The 16,208-nt window shown below is 64.6% G+C and carries 20 protein-coding genes; 8 read left to right on the top strand and 12 right to left on the bottom strand.

Annotated features, from left to right (window positions below; genetic code table 11):
- The first annotated feature begins 136 nt into the window (after window positions 1-136).
- Together adk and PWP93_RS01335 are read left to right on the top strand one after the other, a co-directional pair.
- Window positions 137-799, top strand: coding sequence for an adenylate kinase (gene adk, locus PWP93_RS01340; protein ID WP_421043185.1), 663 nt, complete (start codon window positions 137-139; stop codon window positions 797-799).
- 164 nt (window positions 800-963) lie between these two features.
- Window positions 964-1,722 carry a 3-hydroxyacyl-CoA dehydrogenase gene (locus PWP93_RS01335; protein ID WP_421043184.1) on the top strand — a complete coding sequence of 253 codons (759 nt, stop codon included), beginning with the start codon at window positions 964-966 and terminating at the stop codon, window positions 1,720-1,722.
- A 96-nt stretch (window positions 1,723-1,818) separates the two neighbouring features.
- Here the strand turns inward: PWP93_RS01335 and PWP93_RS01330 are convergent, their stop codons facing one another.
- On the bottom strand, window positions 1,819-2,658 hold the full coding sequence (locus PWP93_RS01330; RefSeq protein ID WP_421044977.1) for a SirB1 family protein: 840 nt from the start codon (window positions 2,656-2,658) through the stop codon (window positions 1,819-1,821).
- A 5-nt stretch (window positions 2,659-2,663) separates the two neighbouring features.
- Window positions 2,664-4,214: a murein biosynthesis integral membrane protein MurJ gene (gene murJ / locus PWP93_RS01325; protein WP_421024622.1), complete on the bottom strand. Its 1,551-nt coding sequence runs from the start codon at window positions 4,212-4,214 to the stop codon at window positions 2,664-2,666.
- A 365-nt stretch (window positions 4,215-4,579) separates the two neighbouring features.
- On the opposite strand from murJ, the gene rpsT reads away from it, so the two are divergent.
- Window positions 4,580-4,852 (top strand): 30S ribosomal protein S20, encoded by a 273-nt coding sequence (gene rpsT, locus PWP93_RS01320; protein ID WP_035522092.1) that lies wholly within the window; start codon window positions 4,580-4,582, stop codon window positions 4,850-4,852.
- 164 nt (window positions 4,853-5,016) lie between these two features.
- Here the strand turns inward: rpsT and PWP93_RS01315 are convergent, their stop codons facing one another.
- Window positions 5,017-5,364 carry a DUF3579 domain-containing protein gene (locus PWP93_RS01315; RefSeq protein ID WP_421024623.1) on the bottom strand — a complete coding sequence of 116 codons (348 nt, stop codon included), beginning with the start codon at window positions 5,362-5,364 and terminating at the stop codon, window positions 5,017-5,019.
- Between the two features lie 536 nt (window positions 5,365-5,900).
- Between PWP93_RS01315 and argF the strand changes: the two genes are divergently transcribed.
- On the top strand, window positions 5,901-6,830 hold the full coding sequence (gene argF, locus PWP93_RS01310) for an ornithine carbamoyltransferase (protein WP_421043183.1): 930 nt from the start codon (window positions 5,901-5,903) through the stop codon (window positions 6,828-6,830).
- A 67-nt stretch (window positions 6,831-6,897) separates the two neighbouring features.
- Here argF and PWP93_RS01305 read toward each other — a convergent pair whose 3' ends face one another.
- Window positions 6,898-7,713, bottom strand: a complete 816-nt coding sequence (locus PWP93_RS01305) for an IclR family transcriptional regulator (RefSeq protein WP_421043182.1) — start codon at window positions 7,711-7,713, stop codon at window positions 6,898-6,900.
- A gap of 104 nt (window positions 7,714-7,817) precedes the next feature.
- Between PWP93_RS01305 and PWP93_RS01300 the strand changes: the two genes are divergently transcribed.
- Entirely contained in the window at window positions 7,818-9,008 is a 1,191-nt protein-coding gene (locus PWP93_RS01300) for an acyl-CoA dehydrogenase (RefSeq protein ID WP_421024626.1), read from the top strand.
- 116 nt (window positions 9,009-9,124) lie between these two features.
- Here the strand turns inward: PWP93_RS01300 and PWP93_RS01295 are convergent, their stop codons facing one another.
- A complete protein-coding gene (locus tag PWP93_RS01295; RefSeq protein WP_421043181.1) occupies window positions 9,125-9,763 on the bottom strand; it encodes a peroxiredoxin in 639 nt (212 codons plus the stop codon).
- 349 nt (window positions 9,764-10,112) lie between these two features.
- Between PWP93_RS01295 and PWP93_RS01290 the strand changes: the two genes are divergently transcribed.
- The 3 genes from PWP93_RS01290 to PWP93_RS01280 all read left to right on the top strand — a co-directional run bounded on the left by PWP93_RS01290 (window position 10,113) and on the right by PWP93_RS01280 (window position 11,467).
- On the top strand, window positions 10,113-10,415 hold the full coding sequence (locus tag PWP93_RS01290) for a DUF883 family protein (protein ID WP_028220165.1): 303 nt from the start codon (window positions 10,113-10,115) through the stop codon (window positions 10,413-10,415).
- A 158-nt stretch (window positions 10,416-10,573) separates the two neighbouring features.
- Window positions 10,574-10,960, top strand: a complete 387-nt coding sequence (locus PWP93_RS01285; RefSeq protein WP_421043180.1) for a phage holin family protein — start codon at window positions 10,574-10,576, stop codon at window positions 10,958-10,960.
- A gap of 36 nt (window positions 10,961-10,996) precedes the next feature.
- Window positions 10,997-11,467 (top strand): DUF3318 domain-containing protein, encoded by a 471-nt coding sequence (locus tag PWP93_RS01280; RefSeq protein WP_421043179.1) that lies wholly within the window; start codon window positions 10,997-10,999, stop codon window positions 11,465-11,467.
- An 8-nt stretch (window positions 11,468-11,475) separates the two neighbouring features.
- Here the strand turns inward: PWP93_RS01280 and PWP93_RS01275 are convergent, their stop codons facing one another.
- The 7 genes from PWP93_RS01275 to glyA form a co-directional block, all read right to left on the bottom strand.
- On the bottom strand, window positions 11,476-11,916 hold the full coding sequence (locus PWP93_RS01275) for a type IV pilin protein (protein ID WP_421043178.1): 441 nt from the start codon (window positions 11,914-11,916) through the stop codon (window positions 11,476-11,478).
- A gap of 20 nt (window positions 11,917-11,936) precedes the next feature.
- A complete protein-coding gene (locus tag PWP93_RS01270; protein WP_421043177.1) occupies window positions 11,937-12,461 on the bottom strand; it encodes a pilus assembly PilX family protein in 525 nt (174 codons plus the stop codon).
- Complete coding sequence (locus PWP93_RS01265) at window positions 12,458-13,255, bottom strand: PilW family protein (protein ID WP_421043176.1); 798 nt, start codon at window positions 13,253-13,255, stop codon at window positions 12,458-12,460. Before PWP93_RS01265 ends, PWP93_RS01270 begins: the two co-directional genes overlap by 4 nt.
- Window positions 13,252-13,647: a hypothetical protein gene (locus tag PWP93_RS01260; protein WP_421043175.1), complete on the bottom strand. Its 396-nt coding sequence runs from the start codon at window positions 13,645-13,647 to the stop codon at window positions 13,252-13,254. Before PWP93_RS01260 ends, PWP93_RS01265 begins: the two co-directional genes overlap by 4 nt.
- Before the next feature lie 47 nt (window positions 13,648-13,694).
- Window positions 13,695-14,231: a GspH/FimT family pseudopilin gene (locus PWP93_RS01255; protein ID WP_421043174.1), complete on the bottom strand. Its 537-nt coding sequence runs from the start codon at window positions 14,229-14,231 to the stop codon at window positions 13,695-13,697.
- 210 nt (window positions 14,232-14,441) lie between these two features.
- Window positions 14,442-14,924, bottom strand: a complete 483-nt coding sequence (nrdR, locus tag PWP93_RS01250) for a transcriptional regulator NrdR (protein ID WP_035522065.1) — start codon at window positions 14,922-14,924, stop codon at window positions 14,442-14,444.
- Between the two features lie 18 nt (window positions 14,925-14,942).
- A complete protein-coding gene (gene glyA / locus PWP93_RS01245; protein ID WP_421024635.1) occupies window positions 14,943-16,190 on the bottom strand; it encodes a serine hydroxymethyltransferase in 1,248 nt (415 codons plus the stop codon).
- Between the last annotated feature and the right edge of the window lie 18 nt (window positions 16,191-16,208).

The raw sequence follows: 16,208 nt of genomic DNA, 5'->3' as shown, positions 1-16,208 counted from the left end.
CGCGAGCCGTCGAAGCCTTTGTGCGTGGGGGTTCCCCGACAAGGCCTGCCGAAGAGGAGACGCACGACGCCGCCGATGCCGCCCACGAGGGCCGCCGCCGCGCCGCAAGAATTCACATAGATCGGAGAAAGTTCAAATGCGTTTGATCCTGTTGGGCGCCCCCGGCGCGGGCAAGGGAACCCAGGCAAACTTCATCAAGGAGAAGTTCGGCATTCCGCAAATCTCGACGGGCGACATGCTGCGCGCGGCCGTCAAGGCCGGCACGCCGCTCGGCGTCGAGGCCAAGCGCTACATGGACGCGGGCGAACTCGTGCCCGATGCGCTGATCATCAACCTCGTGAAGGAACGCCTGCAGGAACCCGACTGCAAGAACGGCTACCTGTTCGACGGCTTCCCGCGCACCCTGCCGCAGGCCGAAGCCATGAAGCAGGCCGGCGTGGCCATCGATTACGTGCTCGAGATCGACGTGCCGTTCGACGAGATCATCGTGCGCATGAGCGGCCGCCGCGTGCACCCGGCGTCGGGCCGCACCTATCACGTCAAGTTCAACCCGCCCAAACAGGACATGGTCGACGACGTGACGGGCGAGCCGCTGGTCCAGCGCGACGACGACAAGGAAGAGACCGTGCGCAAGCGTCTCGACGTGTATGTCGCGCAAACGAAGCCGCTCATCGCCTACTACAGCGACTGGGCCCAGCGCGGCGAGGAAAACGGCATGAAGGCGCCGCAGTACCGCGCCATCGCGGGTCTCGGCAGCGTCGAGGAAATCCGCAACCGCGCGTTCGAAGCGCTCAAGTAAAACGTCTTTTGCCGGCCGCGCCGGGCGATCCCCGGCGTGACGCCGGCCTCCCCGTTCCGGCCGGTCCTCGTCCTTCTGCTCCTCTTAGCCGTGGAGTCGCGGGCTGACCCGTTGCGGGGTCACGCCGCAAGAAATTACCCATCGAGCAGCAAGGAGGAAGACAGATGCAAATCCGCGACAACGTATTTCTGATCACCGGCGGCGCGTCGGGCCTTGGCGCGGCCAGCGCGCGGCTCATCGCGGCCGAAGGCGGCAAGGTCGTGCTCGCCGACCTCAACGAGGAAGCGGGCCATGCGCTCGCGCAAGAACTCGGCGGCACCTTCGTGAAGTGCAACGTCGCAAGCGAGGAAGACGGCGCGCTCGCCGTGGCCGCCTCCACTGCGGCAGGCACCTTGCGCGGCCTCGTGAACTGCGCGGGCATCGCGCCCGCGGTGAAGACTGTCGGCAAGGACGGCCCGCACCCGCTCGACGCGTTCAGCAAGACCATTTCGGTCAATCTGATCGGCACTTTCAACATGATCCGCCTCGCGGCGGCGGCAATCGCGCAGACCGCGCCCAACGAGGGCGGCGAGCGCGGCGTGATCATCAACACGGCATCGGTGGCCGCGTACGACGGCCAGATCGGCCAGGCGGCCTATGCGGCCTCCAAGGGCGGCGTCGTGGCGATGACGCTGCCGATCGCGCGCGACCTCTCGCGCAACGGCATCCGCGTGATGACGATCGCGCCGGGCCTGTTCGAAACGCCGATGCTGCTCGGCATGCCCAAGGAAGTGCAGGACGCGCTCGGCGCCATGGTGCCGTTCCCGCCGCGCCTCGGCAAACCCAGCGAGTACGCGATGCTCGTCAAGCAGATCGTCGAGAACCCGATGCTCAACGGCGAGGTGATCCGCCTCGACGGCGCGATCCGCATGCAGCCGAAGTAAGCAAGCTCGCATCCGGCGTAAAAAAACCCGCGAACGAAAATTCGCGGGTTTTTTGTTTGCAGAATTTACACAAGCCGCGCCAGCGCGGCGCGCCGATCAATCGTTATCGAGCGTGCGCTGGCGCAGTTCCTGCAATTGCGACTCGACCACCATGGCGTCCTCGGCGTCGGGGCGCTCGTCGAGATAATGCTCGAGATCCTCCAGCGCGGGCCGCAGGTAATCCAGGCGCGCATACGCAAAGCCGCGATCGCGCACCTCCTCGATGCTCTCCGGCAACAGAATCACCAGCCGCTGCTGGATGCCGAGCAGGCGCTCCCAGCGCTCGGTCTGCAAGTACACCGATTTCAGGTTGCGCAGCATGCGCGCGACGATCTCTCGCCGCGTGGCCGGTTCGAGCAGCATGCGCAGCGCCCGCGCGACGGAGTCGCCCGCACTCGTCACATAGGGCTCGAGCATCTCGACCATGTCGGATTCGGTGAGCGTGCGACCGGTGGTGGGATCGAGCATGGCGTCGCCTTCGGGCAGCGAAACGCGCAGCAGGAAGTGCCCCGGAAACGACACGCCCTGCACCGGCAGCCCGAGTTGCCCCGCAATCTCCAGGTAGAGCACCGCGAGCGAAATGGGGATGCCGCGCCGACGCTTGAGCACGACATTCAGATGACTGTTATCGGGATCGAAAAAGTCGTTGAGATTGGCGCCGAAGCCCATCTCGCGAAAGAACACGCGGTTCAGAAACGTGATCTGCTGGCGCATGTCGATGCCCTCGGGCATGCGCTTTTTCACGCGCAGCGCCAACTCGTCGATTTCCGCGAGCGTGCCTTGCACGTCGAGGTCGGGGTAGGCGTCCTGCGCGATTGCGAGCGCCGCTTCGGTGAGCGGCAGGCTGTCGTCGTCGGCCACGAGTGCACTGAAATAATCGAGCACCCGCGTGTTCATCGTGATCACTTCGCGCGCCTCTTGAAGTATGCGTATTTGAAGCCCATCAACCAAAGCATACCGAAATATAGCGTGGCGAACAGCACGAGGCAGGCGGCGAGCAGCGCCATGCGCGCAAGCGGCTCATGATGCAAGCCGATCCAGTCGTAGCTGATCGCACACCAGTGCATCGCACCGGAAAGCACGAGGCATGCCCCGAGCAGCTGTACGAAGAACCGGGTCCAGCCCGACGACGGCATATAGATGCCGCGGCGGCGCAAGCCGATGAACAGCAGCAGCGCGTTGATGCAGGCGCCGAGCCCGACCGAGAGCGTGAGGCCCGCGTGCGCGAAGATCGGCACGAAGACATAGTTGCCGATCTGCGTGGCGACCAGCACGCCCACGCCGATCTTCACGGGCGTCTTGATGTCTTGGCGCGCATAAAAACCGGGCGCGAGAATCTTGATGAGAATGAGCCCGATGAGCCCCACACCATAAGCGGTGAGCGCGCGGGCTGTCATGACGACCGAATTCGCGTCGAACTTGCCGTAGTGGAACAGCGTGGCCGTGAGCGGCTCGGAGAAGAAGAACAGCGCAACCGCCGAAGGCGCCGCGAGCAGGAAGGTCACGCGCAGGCCCCAGTCGAGCAGCGCCGAATATTCGTGCGGATCGGCATCGACGTGCGCTTTCGACAGGCTAGGCAGCAGGATCGTGCCGAGCGCCACGCCCAGCAGCGCGGTGGGGAACTCCATCAGACGGTCGGCGTAATTGATCCACGAGACCGCGCCCGCGCCCAGACGCGACGCAATGTTCGTATTGATGATGAGGCTGATCTGCGCGACCGACACCGCGAACATGGCCGGCACCATTTTCGCGAGCACGCGCTTGACGCCGCGATGCGCGAGCGCCTTGAGCGGATTGAGGCCGATGCGCGGCATCATGTCGATCTTCTTCAGCCCCGGCAGCTGCACGACGAACTGCAGCACGCCGCCGACGATCACGGCCCACGCGAGCGCAAAGACCGGCTGCTTCATGTGTGGCGCGAACGCCACCGCCGCCGTGATGAACGCCACGTTGAGCAGCACCGGCGCGAACGCGGGCAGCGAGAACTGCTTGTACGTGTTGAGCACCCCGGACGCGAGCGACGTGAGCGAGATGAACACGATGTACGGGAACATGATGCGCGTCATCGCGACGGCAAGTTGATACGCCTGGCCGTCGTTCTTCAGGCCCGTGGCCACCACCGTCACGACGAACGACGCCCCGACGATGCCCAGCACCGAAAGAATGGCGAGCGCCCACGCGAGCACCGTCGAAGTCGCATCGACGAGATCGCGGGTGGCGTCGTGCCCCTTCTGGCTCTTGAACTCCGCGAGAATCGGCACGAAAGCCTGCGAAAACGCGCCTTCCGCCGAAATGCGGCGCAGCAGGTTGGGGATGCGAAACGCGACGTAGAAGGCGTCGGTGTACTGGCTCGCGCCGAATGCGCGGGCAATCAGCGTTTCACGGGCCAGTCCGGTCACGCGCGATAGCAGCGTGAAGCCGCTGACCGTCAGCAGGGCTCGGAATAGATTCATGGGGCGCTTATTATACGGGTGCCGCCTGGTCCGTCGCCGCTTCGTTCCTGCTTCGTTCCCGATAAGGGATGGCACGCCAGGCGCATCGCCGTTGCCACGCCCATGATTTCATTGCTATAATTCGCGGTTTCGAGTTTCACTGGCACTCGAGAATCGCGTCTTGGAAAGGGAGCGTTGAGCGGTCTGCGTTTCAGGCCGTCTTTGCGCTTTGGCACAAAAGACGCGGCTGGCAAGCTGGATCAATGCCGGCAAATACCGTTTTGTGCTTTCGGGCAATCACCCGGAAGTTCAAATCCAGGCAAGGAGCGTCGCTCTGCCCGACCCGGAGTCGGCGAGCTGAAGCTCTCGAAACATAAGGAACCAACATGGCAAATTCCGCACAAGCACGCAAGCGCGCCCGTCAGGCCGCCAAGGCAAACTCGCACAACTCGGCGCTGCGCTCGAAGTTCCGCACCGCTATCAAGGCTGTCCGCAAGGCGATCGACGCTGGCGACAAGGCAAAGGCTGCAGAAGTCCTGAAGGCCTCGGCAAAGACGCTCGACATCATCTCGGACAAGAAGATCGTTCACAAGAACAAGGCTGCTCGCCATAAGAGCCGCCTCGCAGCTGCCGTCAAGGCAATGCAAGCTGCGCAATAAAGAGCAGACAAGAGTCGGACCGTCCGCCACGGCGGGCGCTTTCTGATTCCGCTGCACAAAAAAACCCGCTTCGGCGGGTTTTTTTATTGCTGCAATTCCGGCGACGCCTGCGCCACTCGCGCGGCGCAGGCGCAAAAAAACCCGCCGCAGCGGGTGGGTGCGATTCAGCGGCTGCCACCCTGTTGTGTCGCGTGATCCTGCGGCAACTCGCAGGCCTCGGTCACCACCAGATCGTTGTCCTTGGCGAAATTCATCACGAAGTTGAAAGCCATCGGCTCGACGTCCTTCAAGCGCGAATCCAGCACCACGACCTTGAGGTCGCCGATCATGGTCGGCCGCACGTACAGCGAATAGCGCAGATAAGCGTTCGGCCCGCGCGCATTGGCGGGCGCCTTCGGGCCAAAACTCGACATCACCCCCGCCAGGCGCTCGGACCAGTCGCTCGGGCGAAACTTCTTCCCCGTACTGGTGATGCCTTGAATAAAGTATTCGGTTGGAGCGTCGTCGGCCATGTAGGGTACCTGTATGACTGCGCGGAGCCGCGGTAACGCGGTGCGCTTATGCGGCTGAAACGAGAGCACGAGCACGCCGCTCCGCGCTTGTGCCGCAGAGCGCCAGCCGCGGGCGGTTCGCCCGATAGCCGCGTGCAAATACAGTCCGATGGAGAGGGGAGAAGCCGGTCGCGCACCCCGACCGGCGCGGCGCCGCATCGCATGTGCAGCGCGCTTTCCGGCCAGCGCACAGGCCGCTCCCGCGAGCCCCGCGTCTTGCGCGTCGAGCCCGCTGTCGTGCCTGAAAAATCGTTGAGATTATAGCGCAGCAGCACTTTTGACGCACTGCACATAGGACAGCGGGCCGGGGGCCGCGTTTGCGCATTGCCCTGGCTTTCGCCCATGGCGCCGAAGTCCGCCTGGCCCCGCCCCCGCCTTCCGGCCGACTCGTCAAAGTCCGCAAAATCCTTTATGCTGCATTGACTTACCACCAACCGCAGCGGCGTCGCCGGCTCCAACCTGCAGTTCGAGGCCGGATCAGGCGCCGTTTTCGTTTCATGACCTCCCGGACCATTCGCCATTACCTGCAGTTCAAGGATTTCTCCCTTGACGATTATGAATATGTGCTGGAGCGCGCGCGCATCCTGAAGCGCAAGTTCAAGAACTACGAGACCTATCATCCGCTGCACGACCGCACGCTCGCGATGATCTTCGAGAAGAGCTCCACGCGCACGCGTCTGTCTTTCGAAGCCGGCATCTTCCAGCTTGGCGGTCACGCCGTGTTCATGAACACGCGCGACACGCAGCTCGGCCGCGGCGAGCCCATCGAGGATTCGGCGCAGGTGATCTCGCGCATGGTGGACATCATCATGATCCGCACGTTCGGCCAGGACATCATCCGTCGCTTTGCCGAAAGTTCGCGCGTGCCGGTCATCAACGGTCTCACGAACGAGTACCACCCCTGCCAGGTGCTGGCCGACATCTTTACGTACTACGAGCATCGTGGCCCGATCCGCGGCAAGACCGTGGCGTGGGTGGGCGACGCCAACAACATGCTCTACACGTGGATCGAAGCCGCGCAGATCCTGGACTTCAAGCTGCGCATCTCCACGCCGCCGGGCTACCCGCTCGATCCTGCTCTGGTCGCGCCGGAAAGCGCGCCGTACTACGCGGTCTTCGACGACCCGAACGAGGCCTGCGCGGGCGCCGACCTCGTCACCACGGACGTCTGGACCAGCATGGGCTTCGAAGCGGAAAACGAGGCGCGCATGAAGGCCTTCGCCGACTGGTGCGTGGATGCAGAAATGATGGCGCGCGCCAACCCCGACGCCCTGTTCATGCACTGCCTGCCCGCACACCGCGGCGAGGAAGTGAGCGCCGAGGTGATCGACGGCCCGCAAAGCGTGGTCTGGGAAGAGGCGGAAAACCGCCTGCACGTCCAGAAGGCGCTGATGGAGTTCTTGCTGCTCGGCCGCTTGAATCACTAGCCGGCCCCCCGCTTCATGTAAAAAGCCGACCCTCGGGTCGGCTTTTTTTCGTCCATGGCGGCGCGCGTCAGACCGTCTCGCCGAGCCTGCGCGCCAGCAACTTCAGCAGCGGCGCCACGCGCTCGCGAAACACTTCCGGCCCCATCGACGAAGCGGGCCCGCTGCAACTGAGCACCAGCCAGCGCCGCTCGCGCGGCTCGCGAAACGGCACTGCTACGGCGTTGACATCGTCGTGCCAGTCGCGAAACGAATAGCAGACGCCCTCCTTCGCGAAAACCTCGATCTCCCGCTTCGCCGCCGCAACCTGCGCGGGGCCGTCAGCACCCGCAGCCTTTTCCAGTTCCGCGAACAGCGCCGTGCGCACCTCGGGCGGCTGCACCGCCAGATATGCGCGCCCCATGGAGCTCGTCAGCATCGACAGGCGCGAGCCCGATGCAAGACCCAGCGTAAGCGCCGTCTCGCTGCGGATCGTGTCCAGATAGATCACGTCGAGGCCGTCGCGACATCCTAGCGACACCGCCGCCCCCACCTCGCGCGCGAACACGCGCATATGCGGGCGCGCGAGTTCGAGCGTATCCGTGCCGGAAAGCAACGCAAACCCAAGCGACAGCACGCCGGCGTCGAGCGCATATTTGCCGAGCAATTCGTCGAAGCGCAAATAGCCGAGCACCGTAAGTGTATAGGCGAGCCGGTTGACGGTTGCCTTCGGCAAGCCAGTGCGCTCGACGAAATCGCGGTTGCCGAGCAGCGTTTCACCGGGCCGGAAAGCACGCAGCAGTTCGAGCCCGCGCGCGAGCGCCACGACGAATTTGCGCTCGTCGATCGGGCCCTCCGCCAGCGCGGAAGAAAGCGATGAAGACGTGTTCATTTCAGATGCAGACATGAGCGAGCTGGTGATACACTAAGGTAAATTTGCAAAACATTGTTCCGCATAGCGGAACTTCAGTCAAGCGCAAATTGTCCATTTCGAGATTTTGGAGAGACACCATGGCCGCACATGCCCAGTTTCATTGGGAAGATCCTCTGCTGCTCGACCAGCAGCTCACCGAAGACGAGCGCATGGTGCGCGACGCCGCCGCTGCCTACGCGCAGGACAAGCTCGCGCCGCGCGTGTTGGAAGCGTTCCGCCACGAAAAGACCGACGCTTCGATCTTCCGCGAAATGGGCGAAGTCGGCCTGCTCGGTCCGACCATCCCCGAGCAATACGGCGGCCCGGGCTTGAACTATGTGGCTTACGGCCTGATCGCACGCGAAGTGGAGCGTGTCGACTCGGGCTATCGCTCGATGATGTCAGTTCAGTCGTCGCTCGTGATGGTGCCGATCCACGAATTCGGCTCGGAAGCGCAAAAGCAGAAGTACCTGCCGAAGCTCGCGAGCGGCGAGTGGATCGGCTGCTTCGGCTTGACCGAGCCGAATCACGGCTCCGATCCGGGCAGCATGGTCACGCGCGCGAAGAAGGTGAACGGCGGCTACTCGCTCTCGGGCGCCAAGATGTGGATCACGAATTCGCCCATCGCCGATGTGTTCGTCGTCTGGGCAAAGCTCGAAGAAGACGGCAAGGACGAGATCCGCGGCTTCATCCTCGAGAAAGGCTGGAAGGGCCTCTCGGCGCCGGCGATCCACGGCAAGGTGGGCCTGCGCGCGTCGATCACCGGTGAAATCGTGCTCGACGAGGTGTTCGTGCCGGAAGAGAACATCATGCCCGGCGTGAAGGGCCTGCGTGGACCGTTCACGTGCCTGAATTCGGCCCGTTACGGCATCGCCTGGGGCGCGCTCGGCGCGGCTGAGGCCTGCTGGCACACGGCGCGCCAGTACGTGCTCGACCGCAAGCAGTTCGGCCGCCCGCTCGCGGCCAACCAGCTGATCCAGAAAAAGCTCGCCGACATGCAGACCGAAATCACGCTCGGCCTGCAAGGCTGCCTGCGCCTCGGACGCATGAAGGACGAGGGCACGGCGGCGGTCGAGATCACCTCGATCATGAAGCGCAACTCGTGCGGCAAGTCGCTCGACATCGCGCGCCTCGCGCGCGACATGTTGGGCGGCAACGGCATCTCCGACGAGTTCGGAGTGGCGCGCCATCTCGTGAACCTCGAGGTGGTGAACACCTACGAAGGTACGCACGACATCCACGCTCTGATCCTGGGCCGCGCGCAAACGGGCATTCAGGCGTTCTTCTAAAACGCCCCTCCCCGCAGCCGTTGGCGTATGAAAAAAGCGCCGCGCGAATCGACTCGCGCGGCGCTTTTTCATTTTGGTGCCGCGCGTTTCGTGATCGGCGCGGCCCAGCCTGTACGTTACTTGTTCGGTTGCGGCGTCAGGCGCAGATAAGGACGCAGCGCCTTGTAGCCCTTCGGAAACTTCTGCTTGAGCACCTCTTCGTCCTTCAGCGACGGGACGATCACGACATCGTCGCCGTGCTTCCAGTTGCCGGGCGTCGCGACCTGATAGTTGTCCGTGAGCTGAAGCGAATCGATCACGCGCAGCACTTCGTCGAAATTGCGGCCCGTGCTCGCCGGATACGTGATGATGAGGCGCACTTTCTTGTTCGGATCGATCACGAAGAGCGAGCGCACCGTGAGCGTCTCGTTCGCGTTCGGATGGATCATGTCGTACAGCGTGGACACCTTGCGGTCGCCGTCGGCGAGAATCGGAAAGCCGACGCTCACCGCCTGCGTCTCGTTGATGTCCTTGATCCACTCGTTGTGCGATTCCGCGCTATCGACCGAAAGCGCGATCGTCTTGACGTTGCGCTTCTCGAACTCGTCCTTGAGCTTCGCGGTCAGGCCCAGCTCGGTTGTGCAGACCGGCGTGAAATCGGCCGGATGCGAGAACAGCACGCCCCAGCTGTTGCCGAGCCAGTTATGAAACTTGATGCGGCCAACGCTCGAATCCTGCTCGAAGTCGGGTGCAATATCGCCAAGACGCAGACTCATGGTGCGGTTTCCTTTGAACGAGGTGGGCGGTCCGTTACCTGCATCGGCGCATCGCCCGTTGATCCAGTGAACATTTACAAGATAGAAGCATACAGGGCACGCTCATGCCCGGCGAACGAACATCGGGTCAGACCGGTATGAGTTTTGGTAATTTTGGCCATGATCGTGGCAACATCGCGGAAACTTTACGTTCCAGATCAACTCCATATTTGTCTTATCGTGGCGGCTGTTACGCTCCTTCCTCAGGAATAAATCGTGCGCGACCTAGCGGGCGGCGGCCGGCCACGCTTGCCAGCGCGCGTATCTTTGTTACGATTCACGCGTGGTATGACACGATGGGAGTTAGTCAATGTCAGAGGTCAATAAGGAGAGGCTGATGTCGGATATCAAAACCGTCCTCGCGGATGCGGAGGACTTGCTCAAGCAAGCGGCGAGCGCCACCGGCGAACGCGCTTCCGAGCTTCGCGAAACGGCCCTCACGCGCCTGAAGCAAGCCAAGGAAAAGGCGGCCGACGTTCAGGTCGTTGTGGTGGAGAAAGGCAAGAAAGCGGCGCGCGCCACTGACGATTACGTGCACGAACACCCGTGGACGTCGATCGGCATCGCCGCCGGCGTGGGCGTGCTCGTGGGCCTGCTGATCAACCGCAAGTAAGACGCGGCGCATAGCCGCAGCGGGCGGCCCACGCAAGGCCGCACCCCACGCCAAACCACAAGCTGGCAGGCCGGTGCGCTGCACCGGCCTGTCTTTTCTGGGCGCTTTTTTTCGCGCATTCGCCTCGCGCACGCGCGTGGGCGCCAACCGCATTCGCCATGACGACAGACACCCAATCGCAGCGACACGAACATGGAGCGGCGCGCCGCCTTCTCAGCTCCGCGTTCGCGATGCTTCATACGCGGCTCGAGCTGATCGGCATCGAACTGGCAGAGGAGAAGGAACGCCTGCTCGGCATGCTCCTCCTCGGACTCGCGGCGATGCTGCTGGGGACCATGGCGCTGATCGCGCTGACCGCGCTCGTCGCGATCGCTTTCTGGGACACCTGGCGCTGGCAGGCGCTCGCCGGGATCACGGCCGTCTATGCGCTCGGTGCGCTCTTCTGCGGGCTGAAGGCGCGCAATGTCCTGCGCAACGCGCCGCCGGTATTCCAAGCGACGCTCGAAGAATTCGAAAAGGATCGTGAAATCCTTCGCAAGCCCTAGCCCCCGCCCGCCAACCGCCTGCCGCGAGTCGACACCATGAGCCAACCCCGATCGGACAATGCCTTTCGCCCTTCTCGCACGCGTAGCCGCGATCTTTCGACACCGCAGCTGCGAGCCTTGCGCAAGGAGCTGCTGATCGTGCGCGCGAGCGTCGAGCGCGCCGAAATGGCTGCTTCGGTTGTCGAATTGCGCGAAACCATCACGCACTTTAGCTGGCTGCGCTTTCTCGTGCCGGGTTTCGGCAACGTTGGCGCGAGTCGCGCGGGCGCCGGATTCGGCAATCTGCTCAAGCAGTATCCGCTCTTGAGCTCTCTCGCCTCGCTCGTGCTGGCCAAGCCGCTGCGCGATAGCGTCGCCTCGGCCGCCAGGCCGGTCGTGAAATGGGGCGGCCTGGCGCTCACGGCGTGGGAGGCCTGGCGTATCTGGCAACAGGTGCGTCGCCAGCGCGGCGCGCCAGCCGGCAGCGCACGACGCTACGCGTCCGAAGAAGACGACATCACCGGCTGAGGCGCCGCTCAACGCCCGCTCCAGCAATCGCGCGCACCGGGAGCCGCCGCAAGCGCGGCCGCATCCGCACCCGGCATCTGATTGCCGCGCGAGCCATTTGCATCGAGCACGAACGCCCCACACGGGTCATCGCGCATCGGGCCGCCCGGCACAGGCGCGGCCACAATGGTGTAACCGCCGTTCATTTCGTCCGCCGCCGAAAGTTTCAGCCGATAAACCGCCGCTCCCGCTGGCGGCGCCTGATCCATACCCGCGGGCAATGAAGCCGGCAATGGGCTTTGCGCTTCGATGTATTGCGCGGCGCGATAGAGCGCCGCGACGGCGTCAATCCGATGCCCGCGCGCGAGCTGACTGCGCCAGCCTGGCAACGCGAAAGCCGCCACGATGGCCACTGCGGCCAGCGCAATGACCAGTTCCAGCAAGGTAAAAGCACGCTCACGGCGCGACATCTTTCTCCCCTTTATCGCCCTCAAAACGGCTGGGCAACGACACGCCGCCAATGGCGCTCGATGCGCATGCCCTCCACGACAAGCTGCATTTGCAACCAGCTTTGCGCATCGTCGGTAGCGCCGAACCCGCGCGCCGTGACAAGAAACGCTCGCACCGTCGGCCGCGCCTCGATACGCCACGCCTCAACGAGGCACTGCGGTGGCCTCGCGGAACCGGGCCACGATCTCACGGGTGTCGTGGCCCGCGCTTCGAACGCCTGCTGGCGTCGCCAGTCCTGCGGCTCGCCCGACTGCGCCGGAGTGGGGAGCGCTATCGTCGCGCCGTCGACCAGTGCGCGTGAACACAGAACAAGCGCTGCGTCGGCGGCGCGGAACGACTGCATCTGGTCGATGACGGCGCTGGTGTTGCGAGCCGCGAATAGCACTCCCTCGAACCACGCTGCGGAGGTGGCGAGCATCATCGAAACGATCAGCAAAACGACCGGCAACGCGGTGCCCCGCTGCCCCTGACGCCCACCCTGCGAACGCCGCGCCGCGCAGATCATGAGCCGGCCGCGAGCACATTGCGCAGCACAACGTGACGCCAGAACGCCTGCCGCGCGCGACCGTCGACGGCGCCGGCCGATACGCCTTCGCAATCGACGTAGCGCACGCGCTGCGCGAACGGCGCCCCGCGCACGAGCACGCATAGATCGACGGCGACGACCGAGGCCCACTGATCGTGCGAAATGGCAGCAGCATCCAGGGCTTGCGCGGCGCCGGCCAGCCAGTAGCGCACGCGCATGCGCTCGACGCCTTCCACGAGCGGCTGCGCCGTGCCGGCTTTACCTGAGCCCTCGCAGTAGAGTTCAGGCTCGCCGGTCGAGCCACTCGTCTTTGCATGAAAGCGGTTGAGCACCTCGGTCGGGGGCGGTCCGACCGCCTGCCCCAGGCAGTCGGTGACCTGACCATTCGCGGCAGGCCAGGTGGACTCGCCGTCGCCTCGATAGCGCACTTCGAAGCCATCCGAGCGATTCGGGAGCGCCTCGCACGTCAAACTCGCATGTGTGCCGGCAGGACGCCCAGCAGTGCAGCCAAAGATCGGTGGGCCACCGAGCCCCTCTCGACCGTCGGCGCCCACGAACCCGGCCATCTGGATCTGCTCGCCCATGAGGATCAGCGCGTTCACGCCTGCGTCATGGATGCGGGCAGCGTCGATTGCGGCCGCGAACGCCTGGCGCTGCGAACGATATGCGGCCAGCGCGCCCGCGATCACAACGAGGCCGAGCGCCACGGCGATCGTGAATTCGAGCAGGGTGTGCCCGGCACCGGCGCGCAAGCGCAAGGAAACGCGCCTCATTGGACGAACGCGAGCGCGATGCAGGCTCGCCCCTGTGCCAGCCCGGCGCCGCCGGATTGGGCGTTTTCGCACCCATCAGCGGATGGCTGCGCGCGTGGCGCGGCCTCATCGCGCAAGGCGGCCCATGTCAGCACCACGAGCGAGGCCGTGTCCGCCGCGCTGGCCACGGTTGCGCGCCCCTCGGGCACGACGATAGCAGCACGCGCCTTCCATTGATCGCGAGGCGCGGTGCCTGCCAGCGCAGCCTCGGCGATCGCGTCGACGGCGAATGCGGCTCGCGCCCGCGCCGCAGCGACTACCGCATGCCGCGCAAGACCGAGCTGCGCGCCCAGAAGGCCGAGTCCGCACATCGACATGAGCGCCATCGCCAGCGCGACTTCGAGCAAAGCCACACCGCGCCCGATACGCGGACCACGCCTAAAACCCTTGCTCCGCGCGCTCATGACGCCGCCCCGCATGCCCCGTCGCTCACGCGCGCACGCCCGCCCGCCGCCACGCGGATGCAGCGCCGCCATCCGGTGCCACGCATGGAAGGCGCGGCGGCGCGCGGCGCGATCTCGAAATTGCGCAAACTGCCGATCGTCTGCCCCGCGGGAGGCGTGAATGTGAGCGCCGTCAGGCCTGACGCCACAGCGATCTCATCGAGTGCCGGCTGCGCACGCAGCAACAACGACATACCCGCGCGCTCGGCCATCACGGCCCAGCCGCACGACCAATCGGCACGCCCGGACGGGCAGTTCTTCCCGGCTGCAAGACAGTGCCGGGCGGCGTCGATCCGGCACACGCTCACGCGCACCTTGCGCCGGATCGCCTCGCTGCGCGCATAAGAGAGCGTGCCGAGCAATGCGTTCGCACGCGCGTCGACCTGATCGCGCACGCGCCACGCTACGAACACGGGCGCGCTTGCGGTGGCGCACACGGCGAGCAGGACGATGACGACCATTGTTTCGATCAGCGTGAAGCCGGCGTATTTCATCTGCAATCCTTATCGTCGAGGAATTGCAGTCACTCTACGGAAGCACAGGAAACGGAACAATTAGCCGAACGGCCAGCTTATGTGCGCACGGCCTTCACGCGACACTACAACGGTCACAGGCAACGGCAGGGAGAGGAGGAAATGCGAGGAAGGAAAACGCGCAAGCGCTCGAAGGCAACGCGCAAGCGTTCAGAGGAATCGTGCGGGCGCTCAGCGCTTTTTGGGGGGCGTGGCAGCGCCGCTTGCGCGACGAAACTCTTCGATGACGTCCTCGAACTCGGAAACATCCTCGAAGCGCCGGTACACGGAGGCAAAACGCACGAACGCAACCGTGTCGAGCTCGCGCAGCTCCGCCATGACGAGCTCGCCAAGGCGCTCGCTGCGCACCTCGCGCTCGCCGCTGCCGAGCAGCTGATACTCGATGCGGGCGACCGCCGCGTCGATCGCGTCGGCAGCAACGGGCCGCTTGCGCAGCGCCAATTGCATGCTCGCCATGATCTTGCGGCGGTCGAATTCCGTGCGGCTGCCATCCTTCTTGACGACGGCCGGCATCGCCAGCTCGACCCGCTCGTACGTCGTGAAACGCTTGTCGCAGGCCGGGCAGCGGCGGCGGCGCCGGATTGCGGCACCGTCCTCGGACACGCGCGAATCAACGACTTGCGTGTCTTCGTGCCGGCAAAAAGGGCAGCGCATGATGCGTGGGTGTCCGGATCAGCGATAGACCGGGAAGCGCTTCGTCAGCTCGGCCACCTGCGCCTTCACGCGTTCGATGGTTGCGGCGTCTTCCGGGTTGTCCAGCACGTCGGCAATCAGGTTGCCCACCTGCTCGGCTTCCTTCACGCCGAAGCCGCGCGTGGTCATGGCCGGCGAGCCCAGGCGGATGCCGCTCGTCACGAACGGCTTTTCCGGGTCGTTCGGGATCGCGTTTTTGTTCACCGTGATGTGCGCGGCGCCCAGCGCGGCTTCAGCAGCCTTGCCGGTGATCTTCTTCGCGCGCAGGTCCACCAGCATCACGTGGCTTTCCGTGCGGCCCGAGACAATGCGCAGGCCGCGCTTGACCAGCGTTTCGGCCAGCACGCGCGCATTCTCGACCACCTGCTGCTGGTATTCCTTGAACGCCGGCGAGAGCGCTTCCTTGAACGCCACCGCCTTGCCCGCGATCACGTGCATGAGCGGGCCGCCCTGGATGCCCGGGAAGATCGCCGAGTTGATCTGCTTCTCGAATTCGGCCTTCATCAGGATCACGCCGCCGCGCGGGCCGCGCAGGCTCTTGTGCGTGGTCGTGGTGACGAAGTCGGCGAACGGCACCGGGTTCGGGTAGACGCCCGCAGCGATCAGGCCCGCATAGTGAGCCATGTCGACCATCAGGTATGCGCCAACCGACTTGGCGATCTTCGCCAGACGCTCGAAGTCGATGCGCAGTGCGAATGCCGATGCACCCGCCACGATCAGCTTCGGCTTGTGCTCTTGCGCGAGCTTTTCGGCGGCGTCGTAATCGATGTCTTCGGCTTCGTTCAGGCCGTAGCTCACGACGTTGAACCACTTGCCCGACATGTTCACGGGCGAGCCGTGCGTGAGGTGGCCGCCGTGCGCGAGGCTCATGCCCATGATGGTGTCGCCGGGCTTGAGCATGGCGAAGAACACGCCCTGGTTGGCCTGCGAGCCCGAGTTCGGCTGGACGTTGGCGGCTTCGGCGCCAAACAGTTCCTTCACACGGTCGATCGCGAGCTGCTCGACCACATCCACGTACTCGCAGCCACCGTAGTAGCGCTTGCCGGGATAGCCTTCGGCATACTTGTTGGTGAGCTGCGAACCCTGCGCGGCCATGACCGCGGGCGACGTGTAGTTCTCCGACGCGATGAGCTCGATGTGCTCTTCCTGGCGGCGGTTCTCGAGTTCGATCGCCTTGAAGAGTTCGGGATCGACGTTGGCGATGGTGCTTTCGGCTCTGTCAAACATACGGGTTCCGTTAAGTGT

Origin of the sequence: Paraburkholderia sp. A1RI-2L (assembly GCF_048957375.1) — a bacterium.
GTDB lineage: Bacteria > Pseudomonadota > Gammaproteobacteria > Burkholderiales > Burkholderiaceae > Paraburkholderia.
Note: the sequence above shows the minus strand (reverse complement) of the source record. Positions and strands in the feature narration are given on the sequence as shown.

Bases quoted from the DNA above. Each gene is read 5' to 3' on its own strand.
- PWP93_RS01275 (WP_421043178.1), bottom strand. From the start codon at position 11,916: ATGTCGCGCCGTGAGCGTGCTTTTACCTTGCTGGAACTGGTCATTGCG.
- nrdR (WP_035522065.1), bottom strand. From the start codon at position 14,924: ATGCGCTGCCCTTTTTGCCGGCACGAAGACACGCAAGTCGTTGATTCG.
- adk (WP_421043185.1), top strand. From the start codon at position 137: ATGCGTTTGATCCTGTTGGGCGCCCCCGGCGCGGGCAAGGGAACCCAG.
- PWP93_RS01290 (WP_028220165.1), top strand. From the start codon at position 10,113: ATGTCAGAGGTCAATAAGGAGAGGCTGATGTCGGATATCAAAACCGTC.
- PWP93_RS01305 (WP_421043182.1), bottom strand. From the start codon at position 7,713: ATGTCTGCATCTGAAATGAACACGTCTTCATCGCTTTCTTCCGCGCTG.
- PWP93_RS01285 (WP_421043180.1), top strand. From the start codon at position 10,574: ATGACGACAGACACCCAATCGCAGCGACACGAACATGGAGCGGCGCGC.
- PWP93_RS01295 (WP_421043181.1), bottom strand. From the start codon at position 9,763: ATGAGTCTGCGTCTTGGCGATATTGCACCCGACTTCGAGCAGGATTCG.
- glyA (WP_421024635.1), bottom strand. From the start codon at position 16,190: ATGTTTGACAGAGCCGAAAGCACCATCGCCAACGTCGATCCCGAACTC.
- rpsT (WP_035522092.1), top strand. From the start codon at position 4,580: ATGGCAAATTCCGCACAAGCACGCAAGCGCGCCCGTCAGGCCGCCAAG.
- PWP93_RS01265 (WP_421043176.1), bottom strand. From the start codon at position 13,255: ATGAGGCGCGTTTCCTTGCGCTTGCGCGCCGGTGCCGGGCACACCCTG.
- PWP93_RS01255 (WP_421043174.1), bottom strand. From the start codon at position 14,231: ATGAAATACGCCGGCTTCACGCTGATCGAAACAATGGTCGTCATCGTC.
- PWP93_RS01270 (WP_421043177.1), bottom strand. From the start codon at position 12,461: ATGATCTGCGCGGCGCGGCGTTCGCAGGGTGGGCGTCAGGGGCAGCGG.
- PWP93_RS01330 (WP_421044977.1), bottom strand. From the start codon at position 2,658: ATGAACACGCGGGTGCTCGATTATTTCAGTGCACTCGTGGCCGACGAC.
- argF (WP_421043183.1), top strand. From the start codon at position 5,901: ATGACCTCCCGGACCATTCGCCATTACCTGCAGTTCAAGGATTTCTCC.
- PWP93_RS01315 (WP_421024623.1), bottom strand. From the start codon at position 5,364: ATGGCCGACGACGCTCCAACCGAATACTTTATTCAAGGCATCACCAGT.
- PWP93_RS01300 (WP_421024626.1), top strand. From the start codon at position 7,818: ATGGCCGCACATGCCCAGTTTCATTGGGAAGATCCTCTGCTGCTCGAC.
- murJ (WP_421024622.1), bottom strand. From the start codon at position 4,214: ATGAATCTATTCCGAGCCCTGCTGACGGTCAGCGGCTTCACGCTGCTA.
- PWP93_RS01280 (WP_421043179.1), top strand. From the start codon at position 10,997: ATGAGCCAACCCCGATCGGACAATGCCTTTCGCCCTTCTCGCACGCGT.
- PWP93_RS01335 (WP_421043184.1), top strand. From the start codon at position 964: ATGCAAATCCGCGACAACGTATTTCTGATCACCGGCGGCGCGTCGGGC.